The sequence below is a fragment of the Amycolatopsis pigmentata genome (assembly GCF_042684065.1).
Lineage (GTDB): Bacteria > Actinomycetota > Actinomycetes > Mycobacteriales > Pseudonocardiaceae > Amycolatopsis_E > Amycolatopsis_E pigmentata.
On record NZ_JBHUKR010000019.1, the window covers coordinates 110,948 to 132,759 of the forward strand.

Annotated in this window: 1 protein-coding gene; it reads left to right on the forward strand. The window is 68.6% G+C overall.

Annotated features, from left to right (window positions below):
• Positions 1 to 80: 80 nt before the first annotated feature.
• Positions 81 to 21,776, forward strand: a complete 21,696-nt coding sequence (locus tag ACFSXZ_RS29850) for a non-ribosomal peptide synthase/polyketide synthase (RefSeq protein ID WP_378268645.1) — start codon at positions 81 to 83, stop codon at positions 21,774 to 21,776.
• Positions 21,777 to 21,812 lie beyond the last annotated feature (36 nt).

Consider the following 21,812-nt stretch of genomic DNA (forward strand, 5'->3'; position numbering starts at 1 on the left):
GTTCGATGACGCTTTTCCTCCGTTCTTGGTTCCTGATTCTCGCTGCTTGCGATGACGATGCGAAGAGGTTGTTGATTTCAGTGACGAGCGAGCCGCTTTCCACTTCCAAGGGCACCACCTGGTCCGACGACCGCTGTCTGCACGAACTGTTCGCCGAGTGGGCGGTCAGGACACCGAACGCGGTCGCGTTGGTTTTCGGAGCCGACCGGCTGACCTATGCCGAACTCGACGCACGAGCGAACCAGGTGGCCCAGCGCCTTCGGCGGCACGAGGTCGGCCCGCATTCCCTGGTCGGGCTGTGCGTGGAGCGCGGGATCGAGTTCGTGGTGGGTCTCTTGGGCATTCTCAAGGCCGGTGCCGCTTATGTTCCGCTGGATCCCGCCTATCCCGCCGGGCGCCTGGCGGTGGTGCTCGCCGACGCCGCGCCCTCGGTCGTGGTGACGATGGCGTCGCTGGAGGGGCGGCTGCCCCTTGGCACCATGACGCTGGTCCGGCTGGACTCCGACTGGACAGACATCGCGGAATTGCCCGCGACCCAACCGGAATCGGCGGTGACAGCGGACAGTTTGGCTTGCGTGCTGTACACCTCGGGATCGACGGGCACCCCGAAAGGGGTGCAAACGACACATCGGGCGACCACGCGCGTTGTGAAGGGCAGCGATTTCGTCGACTTCGGGGCCTGGCACACCTGGCTGCAGGCGGCGCCGATTTCCTGGGACGCCGCCGTTTTCGAGCTGTGGGCCGCGCTGGCCAACGGCGGAGTCTGTGTGCTCCAGCAGGGCCAGCGTCCGGACCCGGACCGGATCGTCGAACTGGTCGACGAGCACCGGGTGACGGCGGTGTTCCTGTCGACGAGTTTGTTCAACCTGATGATCGACGAGTATTCGTCGGTCTTCGCCCGGCTGAGGCGGGTCGTCTTCGGCGGAGAGGTCGCGTCGGGCGAGCATCTGCGCAAGGCGCTGGCCACGTTTCCCCGCCTGCGCATGGTGAACGCTTACGGGCCGGTGGAGAGCATGATCTTCGCTGCCACGCAGGAAATCGGCGAGGACGATCTCGATGGTGATCAGGTCCCCATCGGCAGGGCGATCGCGAACACCCGGCTGCATGTGCTGAACGATCTGCTGGAGCCTGTTCCCCCTGGGACCACGGGTGAGCTGTTCATCGGTGGCGACGGGTTGGCCATGGGTTACTGCGGCCGGCCAGAGGCTACAGCCGAGCGTTTTGTCGCCAGTCCCTTCCATCCGGGCGAACGTCTTTACCGCACAGGAGATCTGGCGTTGTCGCGCGCTGACGGTGTGCTGGTCGTCGCCGGCCGCGTGGACGACCAGGTGAAGATCCGCGGATTCCGGGTCGAACCGGGCGAGGTCGAGGCCGCGCTGACCCGCCACGCCGCGGTGGCCAGGGTCGCGGTCGTGCCCAGACGGGACGGCGGTCACCGGCGATTGGTGGCCTATGTGGTGCCGAGCGCCGCGAAGACGGACCTCGATGCCGGGCAGTTGCGGGCCTTCCTCGGCGAAAGCCTGCCGGACTACATGATCCCCTCGGCGATCGTCACGGTGGACCGGCTTCCCCTGACGCCGACGGGAAAGCTGGACCGGGCGGCACTGCCCGCCGTCGATGTCGGCACTCAGGTTTCGGCCGACTATCTCGCCCCGCGCACGCCGACAGAGCGGGTCCTTGCGCGTGTTCTCGCGGAGATCCTTGACGTGGAACGGGTTGGTGTCCACGACAACTTCTTCGAACTGGGCGGTGACTCCATCACCGCGATGCTGGCGAACGCGAGGTTGCAGCGCACGTCGGATATCCGAGTGTCCTTTCAAGACTTCTTTTCCGCGCCCACCGTCGCCGGTCTGGCGGCGACGGCGCGCGGCAACGCCGAGCGAAAGGCGGACTGGGATCTGGCCGGTGCGGCACCGCGCCTGCCATCCGGCGAAGACGAACCGGCACCGATGTCCTTCGCCCAGCAACGTCTGTGGTACCTCGCCGAACTGCATCCCGGTGATGTCACCTACCACGTCCCACTCGCCCTGCGGCTCGATGGCGACGTGCACCAGGCCGCCCTGGGCGCGGCTTTGACTCGGTTGGTGGCGCGGCACGAGTCTCTGCGCACCACGTTCGACGGCATCAAGGGCCGCGGAGTGCAGGTGGTCGGGGCGCCGTTCGAGGTCCCGATCCGAAAGGTCGAGTTGTCCGGGCAGGAGGGGCTCGACGAGGTACTGCACGCCGAGATCGACCAGCCATTCGACCTCCGCGGCGGGCCGTTGGTGCGGGCGTTGCTCGTCCGCCAGGCGCCGCGAACATGGTTGTTGCTGCTGACGATGCACCACATCATCACCGACGGCTGGTCGATGGGTGTGCTCGCCGAAGAGCTCGGCACGCTGTACAACGCCGCCGCCCGTGACCTCACCGGCCCAGCGCCGGTGCTGCCGGAACTGCCGGTGCGGTACAAGGACTTCGCGATGTGGCAGCGGGACCGGCTGGCCGATCCGGCACGGGACACCCAGCTCGAGTACTGGCGGCGGAAACTGGCCGGCCTGACGCCCCTGGCGCTGCCGACCGACCGGGCGCGCCCGGCGGTCTGGACCTCGGCAGGCGCAGAACACCGGTTCACGATCCCCCCGGACCTCACCGATGCGCTGCGGGAACTCGCCCGCACGCAGGAAAGCACCCTGTTCGCCGTTCTGGTCGCCGCCGCCGACGTGGTGCTGGCAAGGCTCTCCGGGCAGGACGACGTGGCGGTAGGGACGGTCGTCGCCGGCCGTGACCGGCCTGACCTGCAACGCCTCGTCGGCTTCTTCGCCAACACCGTCATCCTGCGATCGCGGGTCGACCCGTCATTGCCCTTCTCCGGTTTCCTCAGCGAGGTGACCGCCACGGTGCGCGGCGCCTTGGCGCACAGTGACACGCCGTTCGACCGGGTGGTGCAAGCGCTGCGGCCCGAACGCGCTCCGGGCCACAACCCGCTGGTGCAGGTGGTGGTGGTCCAGCAGAACGCGCCGATGCGACCGCCGGAATTCGCCGGCCTGCGCACCACCGTTCACCCGTTGCGCACCCGCTCGGTGATGTTCGACCTGGTGATCGAGTTCGCCGAGGACGAGGACGGGCTCCACGGCGTCCTCAGGTACAGCACGGATCTGTTCGGTTCCGCCACGGTCGAGCGGATGGCGGCCTTGCTGGGCCAGGTGCTGACGTCGGTGGCCGCCGAACCCACGACACCGATCACGCGGCTGGATCCGCTGCCCGAGAAGGAGGGAACTCGCCTGGAGACGCGGCCGGCGGTACCGACTCTCGCGCGATTGTTCGAGGCCCAGGCACGAACGCACGGAGACCGGATCGCGGTGGGGCGCGGCGTGGACGAGCTTTCCTATGCCGAACTCAACGCGGCGGCGAACCGGTTCGCGCGCGTGCTCGTGCGCGCCGGTGTCGGGCCGGAAGACCTCGTGGCCCTGCTGTTGCCGCGGACGCCGGAGATGGTCGTCGCGATCCTGGGGGTGCTCAAGGCAGGCGCCGCGTTCGTCCCCATCGATCCGGCCTATCCGGACGCCCGCATCGATCTGATCCTGCGGGATACTCAGCCTGCGACAGTGGTCCGGGAAGGTGACGCGACACGGGCAGCCGACGCGTTGCGGCGTGAGGGAAACGCGGCCTCCGCCGACCTGACGGACGCCGAGCGGGTGGCACCGCATTCCGAGGACAACGCGGCGTACGTCATCTACACATCGGGTTCGACCGGCGGCCCCAAGGGGGTTGTCGTCTCGCATCGGAACGTCGTTCGGCTGTTCGCAGAAACCCGGCAGCTCTTCGGTTTCGGTCCGGCCGACGTCTGGACGCTGTTCCACTCCTACGCGTTCGACTTTTCCGTCTGGGAGATGTGGGGCGCACTGCTGCACGGCGGCCGCCTCGTCATGGTGCCGACGGAGGTGGCACGGTCACCGGAGGACCTCCTCCGGCTGCTGTACCGGCAACGGGTGACCGTGCTCAACCAGACCCCGTCCGCCTTCAACCAGCTCGCCCGCGTCAGCGACGACCTCGAACCGGAAGGCGAGTTCGCTCTGCGCGTGGTGATTTTCGGCGGCGAGAAACTGGACTTTTCCCGGTTGACCGGATGGCTGAGCCGGCACCCGGCCGGAGCGCCACGGTTGGTGAACATGTACGGCATCACCGAGACCACCGTGCACGTCACCCACCAGGAACTGGACAGCGGCCTCGTAGGTTCGGCCACGGCCAGTGTGATCGGGACCGCGATTCCCGGTACACACGTTCACCTGCTGGACTCCCTGTTGCGCCCGGTTCCGGACGGCACCGAGGGCGAGATGTACGTGGCGGGCCCGGGAGTCGCCCGTGGGTATCTCGGCCGGACCGGGACCACGGCGAGCCGCTTCGTCGCGAACCCGTTCGGTCCGCCGGGTTCGCGGATGTACCGAACCGGCGATCTGGCCCGGCGGATCGACAGCAGGCTGGAATACCTCGGCCGTGCCGACGACCAGGTCAAGATTCGCGGGTACCGGGTCGAGCCCGGTGAGGTGGCGGCCGCCATGCTGGACCACCCGGCCGTGTCCGATGCCGTCGTGCTGCCGCGGGGCGAGGGCGAACACACCTCACTGGTGGCCTACGTCGTCGTCACCGGCGTGGGAGGGCTGCCTGCACACGAACTGCATGCCTTCGCTTCGGCGAGACTCCCGGGATACCTGGTGCCCTCCGCATTCGTCGTCGTGGACCAGATTCCGCTCACCCCGAACGGCAAGGTGGACCGGGCCGCGCTCCCGGCGCCCGACCGGTCTCGTGAGGCCCGTCCCGGCCACGTCGCACCAGGCACCGCGGTGGAGAAGGCCCTGGCACGCATCTGGGGCGAGGTGCTCGGTGTCGACGAGGTGGGCACCACCGACAACTTCTTCGAACTGGGCGGCGACTCGATCGTCTCGTTGCAGGTGGTTTCCCGTGCCAGGCAGGTGGGCCTTCCGCTCACCGCGCAGCACATGCTCCGGGCGCAGACCATCGCCGAGGTGGCGGCAGTCATGACCGAGGGCGCCGGGACCGCGGCGACCGCGCAGCAGGGCACGGTCAGCGGACCGGTCCTCCTGACGCCGATCCAGCACTGGTTCTTCGACCACCAGAGAACCGCCCCGGAACACCACAACCAGTTCGTCGTCATGGACGTGCCCGACCCGATCCACCGCGAGGAGTTCGGCGCGGCGCTGCGTGCGCTGGTGACCCATCACGACGCACTGCGGATGCGCTACGACCAGGTCGATGGGCAGTGGGAGCAGTACGACGCCGCCACCGAGCGGGGTGAACTGGTCGCCTACCACGATGTCCGGACCCGGGATGAGGCCGCCGAGGACAAGGTCGCCGAAGCCGCGCGGATGGCGTTCAACCTGTCCACCGGCCCATTGCTGCGGGCCCTGGTCATCGAACGCGGCCCCGGCAGGCCCACCCGGCTCGTGCTGGTCGCCCACCATCTCGTCGTCGACGCCGTGTCCTGGCGCGTCATCCTGGCGGATTTGGACACGGCCTACCGGAGCCTGCTGGACGGCGCGCCGGTCGACCTGGGTGTGAAGACCACCTCGTATCAGGAGTGGGCATCCCGGCTGGCGGTCCACACGCTCGCCGGCGGGTTCGACGGCGAGGTCGACTACTGGGCCGAGGTGTGTGGGGAAAGGGCGTTCACCCTCCCGCGGGACGGGACAGGACCCAACGACGCTGCCTCGGAGCGGGCCGTCACGGTCCGGTTGGGCCGGGCGGATACGGAACGCCTCCTGTCCGTGGCACCAAGTGCGTACCGGACCCGGATCAACGACCTGTTGCTCACGGCCCTGTCCCGGGTGCTGGCCGGTTGGTGCGGCTCGGAAAGCGTGCTGGTCGATCTGGAGGGGCACGGCAGGGAGGAAATCCTCGACTCGGTTCACCTGGATCGAACGGTGGGCTGGTTCACCACGATCTTCCCGGTCTGCCTGGACGTCGCGGTGGGCGGCGAATGGGAAGAGGCGATCACGTCGGTCCAGCGGCGACTGGGCGAGATACCCAGCCGTGGCGTCGGATACGGCGCCCTGCGCTACCTCGCGGGACACGACCGGCTGAGCGGGGCGGCAGCGCCGCCGGTCTCGTTCAACTATCTCGGGCGTTGGGACACCGATGCGGCGGGCACTTCCCGGTTGGGCGGCCGTGGCTTCCGGATCGGCCTGTCGGGACATCCCGGCCGGCTCCGAACCCACGAGGTGGAGGTCGTGGGGGGCGTCTATGCCGGGGAACTGGAACTGACCTGGACATACTCCGCGCATCTCCACCACGAGGCGACCATCAGCCGCCTCGCCGAGGACTTCAGGACCGCGTTGCTCGACGTGGTGGCGCACTGTGCCGAGGCTGTGGCCAGCGAGCGCGTCGTCCCCGACAGCCACGGTGAGACCGCCCCGGTGGTCGTCGACACCTGCCCGCTGGGCCCCACCCAGCAGGGAATGCTGTTCCACAGCCTCTTCCAGGAGGACGAGAACGTCTACCAGGCTCAGATCACCTTCGTTCTCGACGGCGTCACCGATCCTCACCTGCTGGCTCAGGCTTGGCAGCAGGTGGCCGACGCGGTGCCCGCACTCCGCACGGCACTGCGATGGAAGGACACGGCCGAGCCCGTCCAGGTCGTCTACGACGCCGTTCCGATACCGGTTCGCCACGATGACTGGACCGGCCTCTCCGCCACCGAGCAGGATGAGCGGCTGAAGGACCTGCTGGCCAGTGACCGGATCACGGGATTCGATCTGGCCGTACCGCCGCTGACGCGGCTCGTGCTGGCGCGGATCTCCCCGGCCGCGGTGCGTGTCGTGTGGACCTCCCACATGGCTCTGCTGGACGGCTGGAGCACGTGGCAGGTGCTGTCCGAGGTCTGCGCGGCCTATGCCCGGCTCACCGGGACACACCCGGTGGCCGCGCCGGTCAGGAGGCGTCCGTACGCCGACTACCTGCGCTGGCTGGACCGCCAGGATCTCGAGGCCGTGGCTCGCCACTGGCGGGAAACACTGACCGGTCTGAACACCACGGCGATGCTTCCCTACGACCGGTCGCCTGGGGACTCGCGGCACACACTCGCGACGGAGAAGATCCGCTTCGAACTGCCGCACGACTCGACCCGCCGGCTCGAGGCGGTGGCCAGAGCCAACAGGCTCACTCTCAACACCGTCGTCCAGGGCATGTGGGCGCTGATGCTGGCCAGGTACAGCGGCGGGGCGGAGGTCGTGTTCGGCGCCACGGTTTCCGGTCGCTCGGCCGATCTCGACGGGATCGAGTCCATGCTCGGTGTGTTCGTCAACACCTTGCCGGTGCGCGTGACGGTCGAGCCCGGCATGCCGGTTGCCGAATGGTTGCGGCGTCTCCAGGACGAGCAGGCGGAGGCACGCCGTTTCGAGCACCTGTCGCTGGCGCGGATCCAAGCGGAAAGCGGACTGCCCGCCGGGACCAGCCTGTTCGACAGCGCGGTGGTGTTCGAGAACTATCCGACCGACGAACGGACCGTGGCGCGTCATGGTCTCGCCATCCGTGACGTCTCGGCCGACGAAACCACGAACACCCCGGTCGACCTCACGGTGTACCACCAGTTGTGCTTGTCGTTCGTGTTGTCCTACGACCCCACCCTGTTCGACGAGAGCACGGTGCGCTCGATCGCCGGACATCTCACGGCGCTGCTCGAGCAGGTCGCCACCGACTTGGACCGGAAGGTGGGAGAACTGCCGATGCTGACCGTCGCCGAGCGGCAGCGGGTGCTCGTGGAATGGAACGACACCGACGTACCGCCTCCGGCGTGGCGATCGGTGGTCGAACTGTTCGCCGAGCAGGTCGCGGCTCATCCCCACGCGACCGCGGTGACCTTCGAGGACGAGCGGTTGTCCTACACGGAGCTGAACTCGCGCGCCAACCAGGTGGCGAACCTGTTGAGGGAGCGGGGGACCGGACCGGAGGACCCGATCGGTATCTGTGTGGATCGCGGGTTGGCGATGGTGACCGGGATTCTCGGCATCCTCAAGGCGGGGGCCACCTATGTCCCGCTGGACCCGGAGTACCCGCCGAACCGGCTGGCGTTCATGGCCTCCGACAGTGGCACGCGGATCGTTCTCACGCGATCCCACCTGGTCGACCGGCTGCCGGACGGTGTGGCGTTCGTGTGCCTCGACGACGACCCGGACCTGGCCAGGCAACCGGTTCGGGACGTGAGCGTGGAAATCCCTCCCGAGCGGCTGGCGTACATCATCTACACCTCCGGCTCCACCGGCGAACCCAAGGGCGTGGAAATCGAGCACGGCAATCTGTTCCACATCTGGCATTCCTGGGACGTGCGGTACGGACTGACCGAACTGCGGCCGAAGATCGTGTCGGTGGCCGGCATTTCGGTGGACATGTTCTTCACCGACATCGTCCGGTCACTGCTGTTCGGTGGTGAACTCTTCGTGTGCCCGACGAGGACCAGAAACGATCCCGCGGGACTGCTCGACCTCATCGACAGCACCGGTGCGACGGCGATCGAACTGGTGCCGACACTGGCCACCTTGGTGGCGCGCGAGGCGAGCCGCCGCGGCCACGGCCTGGAATCGTTGCGGCTGTTCACCCTCGGCTCGGAGGGCTGGCGGGTACCGGACTGCCGTGCGCTGCTCGCCGTGACGGGCCGGAATACCTTGGTGGCGAACGCCTACGGCGCCACTGAGTGCACAGTGGACGCAACGGTCTTCTGTCCCGCCGAGCACGAACTCGCGGACTTCACGTTCGTGCCCATCGGAGCACCGATGGCCAACACCCGGGTGTACGTGCTGGACCAGTGGGGTCAGCCGTTGCCGCCCGGTGTTCCTGGAGAGCTGTACATCGGCGGAAACGGGGTGGCCCGGGGCTATCACAACCGCGCCGAGTTGACCGCGCGGCGATTCGTGGTCGCGTCCTTCGGCACGGGCGAACGGCTTTACCGCACCGGTGACCGGGTCCGGTGGTTGCCCACCGGTGATCTGGAGTTCCTCGGCCGGGTCGATGACCAGGTGAAGGTCCGTGGCTTCCGGATCGAGCTGGGAGAGGTGGAGGCGGCCCTGCTGCGGCACCCCGGGGTCGCCGAGACGGTGGTGGTACGGAAGGACGACGGCAACGGCTCGGCCCGGCTGGTCGCCTATGTCACGGCGGCGGACCAAGCGGCACCGGACACGTCGGACCTCCGCGAGTTCCTGGGCAAGTCCCTGCCCGACTACATGGTTCCCTCGGCCTTCTTCGTACTGGCGGAGTTGCCCCGCACACCCAACGGGAAGGTCGACAAGCAAGCGCTACCGGTGCGGCCGGACCGGCCGGACCTACGCAACCAGTTCGTCCCCGCCCGCACGCGTACCGAGGCGGCACTGGCCGACGTGGTGGCCGAGGTCCTCGGCATCGACCGGGTCGGCGTCACCGACAACTTCTTCGACCTCGGTGGCGATTCGATCCTCAGCATCCGTGTCGTGTCCCGGATCCTGGCCGAGCACGGGGTCGAACTGACCCCGCGGGCGCTGTTCGACTGCCCGACCGTGGGCGAACTCGCCGCGCTGGTCGAAGGGAAGGACACGTCCACCGACGAGACCGGCATCCCGAAGGCGCCCCGTGACGGAAGTCCGCCGCCGATGTCGTTCGCCCAGCAGCGACTGTGGTTCTTCGACGAGTTCGAACCGAACCACATCGACCACAACAGCTACCTCGTCTTCCGGCTCCAGGGCGATCTGGATCTCGGCGCCCTCCGGGCCGCGCTGACCGGCGTGGTCGCCCGGCACGAGACCCTGCGCACGCGCTTCGACGCGGTCGACGGCCGGGGCGTCCAACTGGTGATGGCGGCGCAAGGGGTCGATGTCCCGGTCGCGGATCTGTCCGACGTGCCGGTGGACCAGCGCGACGACCGGCTGAGCGAGGTTCTCCTCGATGAGCTTCGCACGCCGTTCGACCTGCGAGAGGGTCCGCCGATGCGTGTCCTGCTGGTGCGGACGGCGCCTGGCGAACACGTGCTGGTGATTTCGGCGCACCACATCGTGACCGACGGCTGGTCGATGAGCCTGCTCGCCTCGGAAACAGGGACGTTGTACGATGCCGCGCTGTCCGAGGGGACCGGGTCCGCATCGGCTTCGCCCGCGTTGCCGCCGCTGCCGGTGCAGTACGTGGATTTCGCCGTGTGGCAAAGAAACCGGCTGTCCGACGCTGTGCTGGCGGGGCAGTTGTCGTTCTGGCGACGGCAACTCGACGGCATCTCGCCGCTGGAACTGCCGACCGACCGGCCGCGGCCCGCGGTACGGACCTCGGCGGGCGCCGTGCACCGGTTCACCATCGCGTCGCGGCTGGCCGGCCGGCTGGAGGAGCTTGGCCGCGGGCACGGGGCAAGCCTTTTCATGGTCCTCACCGCGGCGGTCGAGGTCCTGCTCGCCCGGTGGTCGCGGCAGCGCGACATCGCGGTCGGCACGGTCACCTCGGGCCGTGACCGAACGGACATCGAGCGGCTCATCGGCTGTTTCGTCAACACGGTGGTCCTCCGGTCCGATGTGGACATCGCGGCACCGTTCACGGACTTCCTCGCGTCCGTCCGTGACACCACCCTGGATGCCTTCGCCAACGCCGAGGTGCCGTTCGAGCGGGTGGTCGAAGCGCTCCAGCCGGCTCGTGACCCGAGCAGGCACCCGCTGGTCCAGGCGATGGTGGTCCTGCAGAACGCGCCGGCCACCGAGCTGAGCATGACCGGGATGCGCGTCGAGGAACTCGATGTCACGACCGGCGTCACCGACCACGAACTGATCGTCGAGTTCGAGCCGAGGCCGAGCGGACTCGTCACCTCGATCACCTACAACCGGGACCTGTTCGATCCGGACACCATCGAGCGGCTGGCCGCGCACCTGATCCGCCTCCTGGACGCCATCGTCGAGGATCCGTCCCGGCCGTCGGCCCTGCTGCCGTGGATGTCGGACGACGAGCGGGATCAGGTGCTGGTGCGGTGGAACGAAACCAGCCGGCCGGTCCCGTCCGGGTCGGTGCTCACGATCTTGGCCGGGCACGTCGGCCGGGCACCGGACGCGGTCGCCGTCGTGGCCGGTGACGAGGAGCTGACCTACGCCGGATTGGACGCGTGGGCCAACGCGCTGGCCCACCGGCTGGCCGATCTCGGCGTACGGCCGGACCAGCCGGTCGGCGTGTTGCTGGAACGTTCGGCCGAACTCGTGGTCGCCGTGGTGGCGATCGCCAAGGCAGGCGGCGCCTGCCTTCCGCTGGACGTGCGAGCACCGGCCGGGCGGATGCGGACGCAGCTGGCGGCGGCCGGTGTCACGATCCTGGTCACCGACCGCGCGTACCAGGGCATGGCCCGAGAAATCCACAGTGGACACACGCTGGAGGTGGTCCCCGGTACCGCCTCCGTGCCGCCCGGGCCGCCACCGCATCCGGAGAGCCTTCTCTCCGTGCTGTACACGTCCGGCTCGACGGGAACACCGAAGGGCGTCGCACTGCGGCATCGGGACGTGGTGGCACTGGCATCCGACCAGCGGCTCAGTGGCCACGACCGGATACTGCTGCATTCCCCGCCTGCCTTCGACGCGGTTACCTACGAGGTATGGGTGCCTTTGCTCATCGGGGGTACGACCGTCGTGGCGCCGCCCGGGGACACGGACGCCGACCTGTTGCGCAAGGTGATCGGCGAGCACCGGGTGAGTGCCATGTGGCTCACCGCCGGCTTGTTCCGGCTGATCGCCCAGGAGGCGCCGGGCAGTTTCACCGGACTGCGAGAGATATGGACCGGTGGCGACGTGGTGCCTTCCGCGGCGGTGCGGCGAGTGCTCGAGGCATGCCCGGGATTGTGTGTGGTCGACGGCTACGGCCCCACGGAGACCACCACCTTCGCGACCTCTTATCCGATGCGGGCGCCCGGCGAGGTTCCCGACGTGGTGCCGATCGGCACGCCGATCGACAACGTGCGGACCTACGTGCTGGACACCGCGCTGAGGCCGGTGCCGATCGGGGTCGCCGGTGAGCTGTTCATCGCCGGCGAAGGTGTGGCCAGGGGATATCTGAACCAGCCGGGACAGACCGCGGGCCGGTTCGTCGCGAACCCGTTCGGCGGGCCCGGCGACCGCATGTACCGGACCGGGGATGTGGTGCGGTGGAAGGCATCCGGTGTCCTCGAGTTCATCGGGCGGGACGACGGCCAGGTGAAGATCCGCGGGTTCCGCGTCGAACTCGGCGAGATCGAGGCGGCACTGGCCGCTCACCCGGCGGTCGCGTCCGTCGTCACGCTCGTCAAAGAGATCGGCGGGCAAAACCGTCTGGTCGGTTATGTCGTCCCGGGGGACGGCGCCCGGCCGGACCCGGCGGAGCTTCGCACCTTCCTGGCGGAACGGCTGGCGTCCTACATGATTCCGGCGGCGTTCGTGGTACTCGACGAACTGCCCGTCACCGCCAACGGAAAGGTCGATCGCCGGGCGTTGCCGGATCCTCGGACGGCCCCGCAACCGGCGGCGGACCGCGTCCAGCCTCGCAACGCGACGGAACACGCCCTTGCCACGGTGTGGTCGGAAGTGCTCCAGGTGAGTCCGGTCGGTGTCACGGACAACTTTTTCGAACTCGGTGGCGACTCGATCCTGAGCATTCAGGTGGCTTCCCGGGCTCGCGCGGCCGGACTGGGCATTACCACGAAGGACATCTTTCTCCGGCAGACGATCGCCGAACTCGCCGAGGTGGCCGGGTCCGGGGTGAGCGCGACGGCACCGGGCCTGCCGCCCGCGACCGGTCCGATGGCGCTGACTCCGATCCAGCGATGGTTCTTCGCGAACCATCCGACCGAGCCCCAGCACTTCACCATGTCATTGCTGTACGAACTGGATGAGGACGTCTCAACCGAGTCGCTGCGGCGTGCCGTGGACGCGGTGGTGCGGCACCACGACGGCCTCCGGGCCCGCTTCCACCAGGTGCACGGCGAATGGCGGCAGCGCGTCGCCGAGCACGAAGAGGGCACGGTGTTCGAGGTCGTGCACCTCTGGGACGTGGCAGGCCCGGCGATCGAGGATTTCGTGCGCGACAGGGTGCGGGCGACGCAGAGTGGCTTCGATCTGTCGAGCGGCCCGCTGATCCGGTGCACCCTGTTCGAGTCCGGCTCGGAAAACCGGCCGCTGCTGTCCCTCGTCGCGCACCATCTGGTGGTCGACGGGGTGTCGTGGCGGATCCTGCTCGCGGACCTGGATCGTGCCTACCGCCGGATCCACCGGGGGGAGACGGCCGATCTCGGCACCAAGACCACCTCGGTCCGGCAGTGGGCCTCCCGGCTGGTCGAGCATGCCGTCACCGGCGGGTTCGACGCTGACCTGGACTACTGGCGCGCGGCACGGCCGGAGGGCGTCGCCGCTGTGCCGGCCGACGCCGCCGGGGCCAACACCGTCGCCCTGGAACAGTCGGTGACCATGAGCCTGGACGCGGAAAGTACGGGGCTCCTGCTTCGTGCCGTGCCCCGCGCTTACCGGACGCAGATCAACGATGTGCTTCTCGCCGCGCTGGCGAGGGCGTTGTGCCGCTGGACCGGTGGGCACCGGGTGTGCGTTCGCATGGAGGGCCACGGCCGCGAAGACCTCTTCGACGACATCGACCTGTCCGGAACGGTCGGCTGGTTCACCACCAACTTCCCGATCACCGTGGACATTCCCGAGTCCGGGACCTGGGCGGCCACGATCAAGTCGGTGAAGGAGCGCCTGCGTTCGGTCCCCGGCAAGGGCCTCGGCTACGACGCCTTGCGCTACCTCGGCCCACCGGACTGGCTCGGTGAGGGGCCGCAACCCGAAATCTCCTTCAACTACCTCGGCAGATTCGACGCGCCCGCCCCTGCCGACGGGATCTTCCGGCGGCGGCGCGAAGTCGCCGCCCAGGACCAGCATCCCGGCCACGGCCGCATGTCGCTGATCGACGTGGTGGCCATGGTCGAGAACGACCGGCTCGGTCTCGAACTGTTCTACTCGTCCGGTCTGCACCGGGCGGAGACGATCCGCAAGCTGGGCGAGGACATCGTCGCCGGGCTCCGCGAGATCATCCGGCACTGCACCAGCCCGGACGCGGGTGGCCGGACCCCCGCCGACTTCCCGCTGGCCCGGCTGGATCAGGCCGCGGTGGACCGGCTGGCCGGCGATGGGAGCCTGGTCGAGGACATCTACCCGCTCTCGCCGATGCAGGCGGGCATGCTGTTCCACAGCGTGCTCGACACCGACGGCGGCGCGTACTTCGACCAGACCACGTCCGTGCTGTCCGGGGTGAGCGACCCGCGGCTGTTCGGACAGGCGTGGCAGCGGGTAGTGGATCGTCACCCGATCCTCCGCAGCGGGATAGTCCACGAAGGACTCGACGAGCCGATGCAGGTCGTCTGGCGCGCCGCGACCGTCCCGGTCACCTATCACGACTGGTCGACAATGGCGGACGGGGAGTATCCCGCCGCACTGGCCCGGCTGCTCGCCGCCGACTACGCGCTCGGACTCGACCTGGCCACCCCGCCACTCCTGCGGTTGACCGTCATGCGGCTGTCCGCCGACCGGGTCGGCATGGTGCTCACGACCAACCATCTGCTGCTGGACGGCTGGAGTTTCTATCAGGTGTTCGCCGACGTGTTCGCGTGCTACCGCGCGCTGGCGGACGGCGCCGAACCGGATATCCCCGGCCGGCCACCGTTCCGGAACTATCTGGAATGGTTGTCCCGCCAGGACATGACCGCGGCCGCGGCGTACTGGCGGCGCACCCTGGCCGGGATCACCGCACCCACGAGGCTGCCCCACGACCGGCCGGGGGCACGGGCGCATCAGGCCAGGGCAGAGTCCTGGCTGAACACTCGGCTCACCGCCGAGCTGACCGATGAGCTGCTCGCCGTGGCGAAGCACCACCGGCTGACTATGAACACCCTGGTGCAGGGAGCCTGGGCGCTGCTGCTTTCGCGTTACAGCAACGACGAAGAGGTGGTCTTCGGGGCGACGGTGTCCGGGCGGCCCGCTGACGTGTCCGATGTGGACTCCATGCTCGGCATGATGCTCAACACCCTGCCGGTCCGGGTACGGGTCGACGGCAGCCGCCGGGCGGTCGACTGGCTGCGGGAACTACAGGCGGCACAGGCCGAGGCGCGCCAGTTCGGCTATGTCCCCCTGAACCAGATCCAGTCCTATGCCGACCTGCCACCGGGGGTGCCGCTCTTCGAAAGTCTGGTGGTGTTCGAAAACTACCCGGTGGACGAGGCCGGCATGGCCGGACAGGGTGTGCTGTTCCATGACCTCGAACTGAGGAACAGCTCCAACTTCCCGCTCAACATCGTCGTCGAGACGCGAGAAACCCTGTCGCTGTCGGTGCTGCACGACAGCGACCTCATCGATGCGCGCACCGCCGCCCGTGTCGCCGACCAGTTGACCGCGTCGCTGGCCCAGTTCGCGTACGGAATCGAGCGGCCCTTGGCAGCGCTGCGGGCGACGAACGAGATGGCGCGGCAGAGCACAGTGGACCGCCGCCGTACGGCGGCCGAGTCCACGGCCACCCGGTACGTGCATGAGTGTTTGGCCGAGCACGCGGTTACCCGGGGCGATGCCGTGGCGCTGGTGTTCGGTGACGACCGGATGACCTACGCGGAACTCGACGCCCGGGCGAACCAACTCGCCAGGCACCTCGCTTCGCTCGGTGTCGGCCGGGGCACCCGAGTCGGTCTGTGCGTCGAACGCGGCTTTCCCCTCGTGGTGGGTGTGCTGGGCATCCTCAAGGCCGGCGGCGCCTACGTGCCGCTCGATCCGGACTATCCGGTGGAACGGCTGGCGGCGATCATCGCGGAAGTCGCGGCGCCGGTAGTGGTGACCCGAGGAGAGATTTGGCGGCCGGTGAGCGCCGGACTGACCGGCGCCGATCCCCGGCCGGTGTGCCTGGACGACGACTGGCCGGTGATAAGTTCGTTGCCGGCCACCGAATTCCGGGCGCCCGTGACGCCCGACGACGTGGCGTGCGTACTGTTCACCTCCGGATCGAGTGGCCGTCCGAAGGGCGCGGAATCCACCCATCGCGCCGTCAGCCGGGTCTTTTTCGGTGACAGTGACCTCCGCTTCGGACCGGACGAGGTCTGGCTGCAGAGCGCACCGGTGTCCTGGGACGGCTTCCTGCTGGAACTGTTCAGCGCGCTGGCGCACGGCGGCGTCTGCGTGCTGGCGCCCGGGCAGGTTCCGGATCCCGACGTGATCAGCGAACTCGTGCCCCGGCACGGGATCACCAGCGTGTGGTTGTCCTCCAGCCTCTTCAACTTCATGGTCGAGGACAATCCCGGGTTCTTCGCGTTCCCCCGTCAGGTGCTGACCGGAGGCGAGATCGTATCGGGCCCGCATGCGCTGAAGGTGCTCGAACAGTTTCCGGATCTCCGCCTGGTCAACGTGTACGGACCGGTGGAAAACACGGTGTTCGCCACCACGCACCGCATCACCGCGGCGAGTTGCGCCGACGGTTCGCATTCGCCGCCGGTCGGCCGGCCGGTCGGCGGCACCCGCGTGTTCCTTCTGGACCGGTGGCTGACCGAGGTACCCACCGGGGTGGCCGGCGAGGTCTACCTCGCCGGAGACGGACTGGCCAGGGGATACGCCAACAGTCCGGATCTGACCGCGCAACGGTTCGTGGCCAACCCGTTCGAGCCCGGCAAACGGTTGTACCGCACCGGTGATCTGGTGCGAAGGCGTCCCGACGGGGAACTGGAGTTCGTCGGCCGTACCGACGACCAGGTGAAGATCCGGGGATATCGCGTCGAACCCCGTGAAGTCGAGGCGGCGTTGGTCCGCCATCCGGGCGTCGCCCAGGCGGCCGTGGTGGCGCGGGCGGCCGGCGGACATCAACGGCTCGTCGCGTATGTGGTCCTCTCTCCGGCCGAGCCGGGACCGGACCCGGCCGCCCTTCGGGACTACCTGGGGACACGACTACCGGAGTATCTGATCCCTCCGGCGTTCGTGACGCTGGACCGGTTACCACTGACGGCGAACGGCAAGCTCGACAGCGACGCCTTGCCGGCATGGAACACTCAGTTGCCCGAGCGGGTGGATTCCGGCGCACCGCGCAACGCCACGGAGGAACGGCTCGTCCGCATCTGGGCCGACGTGCTCGGGACCGAACACGCCGGCGTGCGGGACAACTTCTTCGAACTCGGCGGCGATTCCATCCTGGCGATGCGGGTGACGTCGCGGATCCACGCGGAGTACGGGGTCAAGCTCTCACCCCGTGCGCTGTTCGACACGCCGACCATAGCCGGCATCGCCGGTCTGCTCCCTGACGGTGGGACGCCCAGGGGGCACGCTCTTCTCGAGGCGGCACCGCGAGACGAACCCGTGCCGTTGTCCTTCGCCCAGCAGCGTCTGTGGTTCCTGCACCAGGTCGACCCGGCGAGCACCGAGTACAACAGCTACGTCGCGCTGCGGATCGAAGGCGATCTCGAAGTCGCGGCACTGCGCACCGCCGTCGGCCGGCTGGTCACCCGGCACGAGTCCATGCGGACCAGCTTCATGACCGTCGGCGGGGAAGGGGTTCAGGTCGTCGGTCCTCCCCAGGAACTTCCCGTCCCCGTCACCGACCTCAGCGGGCTGACCGGTGCGGACCAGGAAGCGGAACTGGGGCGGCTGTTGCGGGCCGAAGCCGAGCGCCCGTTCGACCTGAGCGTGGCTCCACTGGTCCGCGCGTCGTTGGTACGGCTCGGGGCGGCAGAGCACATCTTCATGCTCTGCATGCATCACATCGTCACCGACGGCTGGTCCATGGAAATCCTCACGGCCGAGCTCGGCGCCTACTACCGGTCCGCCACGGAGGGAACACCGGTGGCGTTGCCGGAGCCGGCGGTGCGGTACGCGGATTACGCCGTGTGGCAGCGGGCCTCATCGGGCTCGGATTCGACCATCGAGCAGTCGGCTTACTGGCGGGAACAACTCGCGGGGCTGACGCCGCTCGAACTGCCGACCGACCGCCCGAGGCCGCCGGTGCGGACCACTGCCGGGGCGGTGTGCGAGTTCGAGGTACCGGCTCCGGTGCGCGACCGGCTCAGGGGACTGGGACTGGCCAACGACGCGACCCTGTTCATGGTCCTGATGGCCGCCGCCCAGGTTCTCTTCGCCCGCTACAGCCGGCAGCGTGACGTCGCGGTCGGCACGGTCACGTCGGGCCGCGAACGGGCCGAACTGGAGCGCGTCGTGGGGTTCTTCGTCAACACGTTGGTCATCCGATCCGATGTGGACCCCGACCGCACGTTCGCCGACTTTCTCGCTGACGTTCGCGACACTCTGCTGAACGCCTTCGCCAACGCAGAGTTGCCTTTCGACCGTCTGGTCGAGCAACTGCAGCCGGACCGCGACGCCAGTCGCACGCCGTTGATCCAGGCCATGGTCATGCTCAACCCCGCGCACGATCGGGCGACGCTGCCCGGACTACGGGTCGCACCCGCGCGGGTGCCCGTCACACCGGCGCTGTTCGATTTGGCACTGTCCTTCACCGATTTCGACGACCGTTTGGTCGGCGAGGCCATGTACAACACGGACCTGTTCGACGCGGACACGATCGAACGGCTGGTCGGACACCTCGGCGTGCTACTCGCGGCGGTCGCCGACGACCCGGAGCGGCCGGTCTCTCTGCTGCCGCTGCTCACCGAGCCGGAACTGCGGCTGTTCGATGAGTGGAACGACACCGCGGTCGAGCGGCCCGGGCGAGTCATCGTGCACGAACGCGTCGCGGCACACGCGGTGAGCGCCCCCGACCGGGTCGCCGTGACGTGCCAGGGTTCGGCGATCACGTACGCCGAACTCGACGCCCGGGCCAACCAGCTGGCGAACTACCTCATCGACCACGGGGTGGGATCGGACGCCGTGGTCGGTGTCTGCCTCGAGCGGAGTCCGGAGATGATCGTCGGCATGCTGGCCGTGGTCAAGACGGGCGCGGCCTACCTCCCGCTTGATCCCGACTATCCGCCGGACCGGATCGCGTTCATCCTCGGCGACGCCGCGGCACCGTTCGTCCTCATCCAGCACCGGTTGGCCGACCGGATCCGGGCACCCCATACGGCGACTCTGTGCCTGGACACCGAATGGCCGTCGATCGAGCGCTTCCCGGCCGCCCCGCCGGAGGTGGAGGTCGACCCCCGCGACGTGGCGTATGTGGTCTACACCTCTGGCTCCACGGGGCAGCCCAAGGGCGTGCTCATCGAGCACCGCTCGTTGACCGAACTGTGCTTGCGGCACAACGAGGTGTACCGGATAGGGCCGGACGACCGGGCCGGTCAGGTCGCCGCGCTCGGCTTCGACGCGACGGTGCTGGAACTGTGGCCATACCTGGTCGCCGGGGCGCGCATCGACCTGCCGGGTCCACGGGACCTGCTCGACGCCCGCGCGCTGGTCGACTGGTTCGTCACCGCCGGAACCACGGCCTGCGTGCTGCCCACTCCGCGGGTGGACACCGTGCTGGACGAACCGGCGTTGGCGCGGACGAGTCTGCGATTGATCCTGATCGGTGGTGACGTCCTGCGCAGACGGCCTTCCGCGGACATGAGGTTCCGGGTCATCAACAACTACGGACCGAGTGAGGCGACCGTGCTGGCCACCTCGGGGGAGGTGGAACCGGCGGGCGGGCCGGAGGACCAGCGGTTGCCGTCGATCGGCAGGCCCGTGGACAACATGCGCTGCCACGTCCTCGACGCGCACCGCAATCCGGTACCGATCGGTGTGCCGGGCGAGTTGTACCTCAGCGGAACCGGACTTGCCCGTGGTTACCTCGGCCGGCCGGATCTCACCGAAGAGCGGTTCGTCCGGTTGCCCTTCGGCGGTGGCGAACGCGCTTACCGCACCGGTGACCTCGGGCGCTGGCGGTCGGACGGCACGCTGGAATTCGTCGGCCGTGCCGACGACCAGGTGAAGATCCGGGGTTTCCGGATCGAACTCGGCGAAATCGAAGCCGCGTTGCTGCGCCACGAGTCGGTGGCGGAGGCGGTCGTCGTCGCGCCGGAACGGGTCGGCGGCGGTCGGCGGCTCGTCGGCTACGTCGTGTTCGCGGACGGCGTGACCGGGGACATCGCGGCGGTGCGCACGCACCTCGCCGCGTGCCTTCCCGCCTACATGGTCCCGCCGACGCTGGTGGCACTGCCCGAGTTGCCGCTCGATCCCAACGGCAAGATCGCACGCTCGGTGCTCGCCGCCCGCGAGCCGGACGCGCCGGATCGTGCGGCGTATGTGGCGCCACGAAGCCCGGTCGAGTCCACGCTGGTCCGGATTTGGACCGAGGTCCTCGGTGTGGACCGCGTCGGCGTCGAGGACAACTTCTTCGAACTCGGCGGTGACTCCATCCTGAGTATCCAGGTCGTGTCGCGCGCTCGGGAAAACGGCATCGCGCTGTCGGCGGGGGACATGCTCGCCTGCCAGACGATCGCCGAGCAGGCACAGCTGCCGGAGGTCCGCTCGATCGCCGAGGCCGAGCAAGGCCGGGTCACCGGTGCCGTACCGCTGACACCGATCCAACGCTGGTTCTTCGCCGCCCACGGCGAACGGCCGGACCACTTCACCATGTCCGTCCAGTACGAGATCGCCCGAGACGTCGACGAGCCGGTGTTGCGAAAGGCCCTGGCCGCGGTGACGGACCACCACGACGGGTTGCGGACCAGGTTCGCGTTCTCCGAAGGAGAGTGGCGCCAGTACGTGGCGCCTGCCGAGCCGCACGATGTCCTGACCGTCGAAGATCTTTCCGCCGCGTCACCCGGAGAGATCACGCACAGGATCGACCGCATCGCTCTTGCCGCGCAGTCGAGTCTCGACCTGCGTCACGGGCCGCTGATTCGTGCCGTGCTGGTCCGGATGCCGGACGGCCACCGGCCGCGTTTGTTCGTCACCATCCACCACCTGGTGGTCGACGTCGTGTCCTGGTCGATCCTCGTGGAGGACCTCGACACCGCGTACCGGCGGATCCGCGCCGGCGAGCCGATCGATCTCGGCCGGAAGACGACCTCCTTCCAACAGTGGGCCAGTAAGCTGCACGCGCACACCGAGGCAGGCGGACTCGACGACCACGTCGGCCACTGGCGCGAAGTGGCCGGCAGCCCGGCCACGCCGTTGCCGGTCGACCGTGCCGGCGCCAACACGGTCGCCTCCATCCGCACGGTGACCGTGGCGTTGGACAACGAGGCCACGGAAGCGTTCGTGCGCGGGGTGCCGGGTCGCTATCGCGCCCGGGTCAACCACGTGCTCCTCGCGGCACTGGGCCGAGTGTTGCAACAGTGGACCGGTGGCGAGCGCGTCCTCGTCAACCTCGAGGGTCACGGCAGGGAGGACCTGTTCGACGACGTGGACCTCTCGCGCACGGTGGGGTGGTTCACCACGATATTCCCCGTCGCCCTGAATGTGCCGGAAGGCGACTGGCGGGGCGCGGTCAGAACGGTGAGCACACAGTTGCGAGCCGTTCCGGCGCATGGGCTGAGCTACGGCGCACTACGGTATCTCCGTGGCTTGGACGGGCCCGCGAGCACCTTCGCCGAACATCCGGTACCGGGTATTTCGTTCAACTACCTCGGCCGGCGGGGGGCGGCCACGAAGAATGACGGATTGTTCGGCCGGCTTCTCGACGGCGCCGGCCGGGAAAGCGCCGGCGAACACCGGCGTGTGCACCTCATCGACGTGACCGGCGGGGTCGTCGACGGAAAGTTGGAATTCACCTGGATCTATTCCCAGAACACGTACGACGCGGAAACCGTCGAACGACTGGCCGGACAGTTCGCCGACACGTTGCGCGAAATTGCCCGGAACACCTTCACGTCGTGATGACAGCCGCGACGGCAGGTCAATCGGTACACAGCG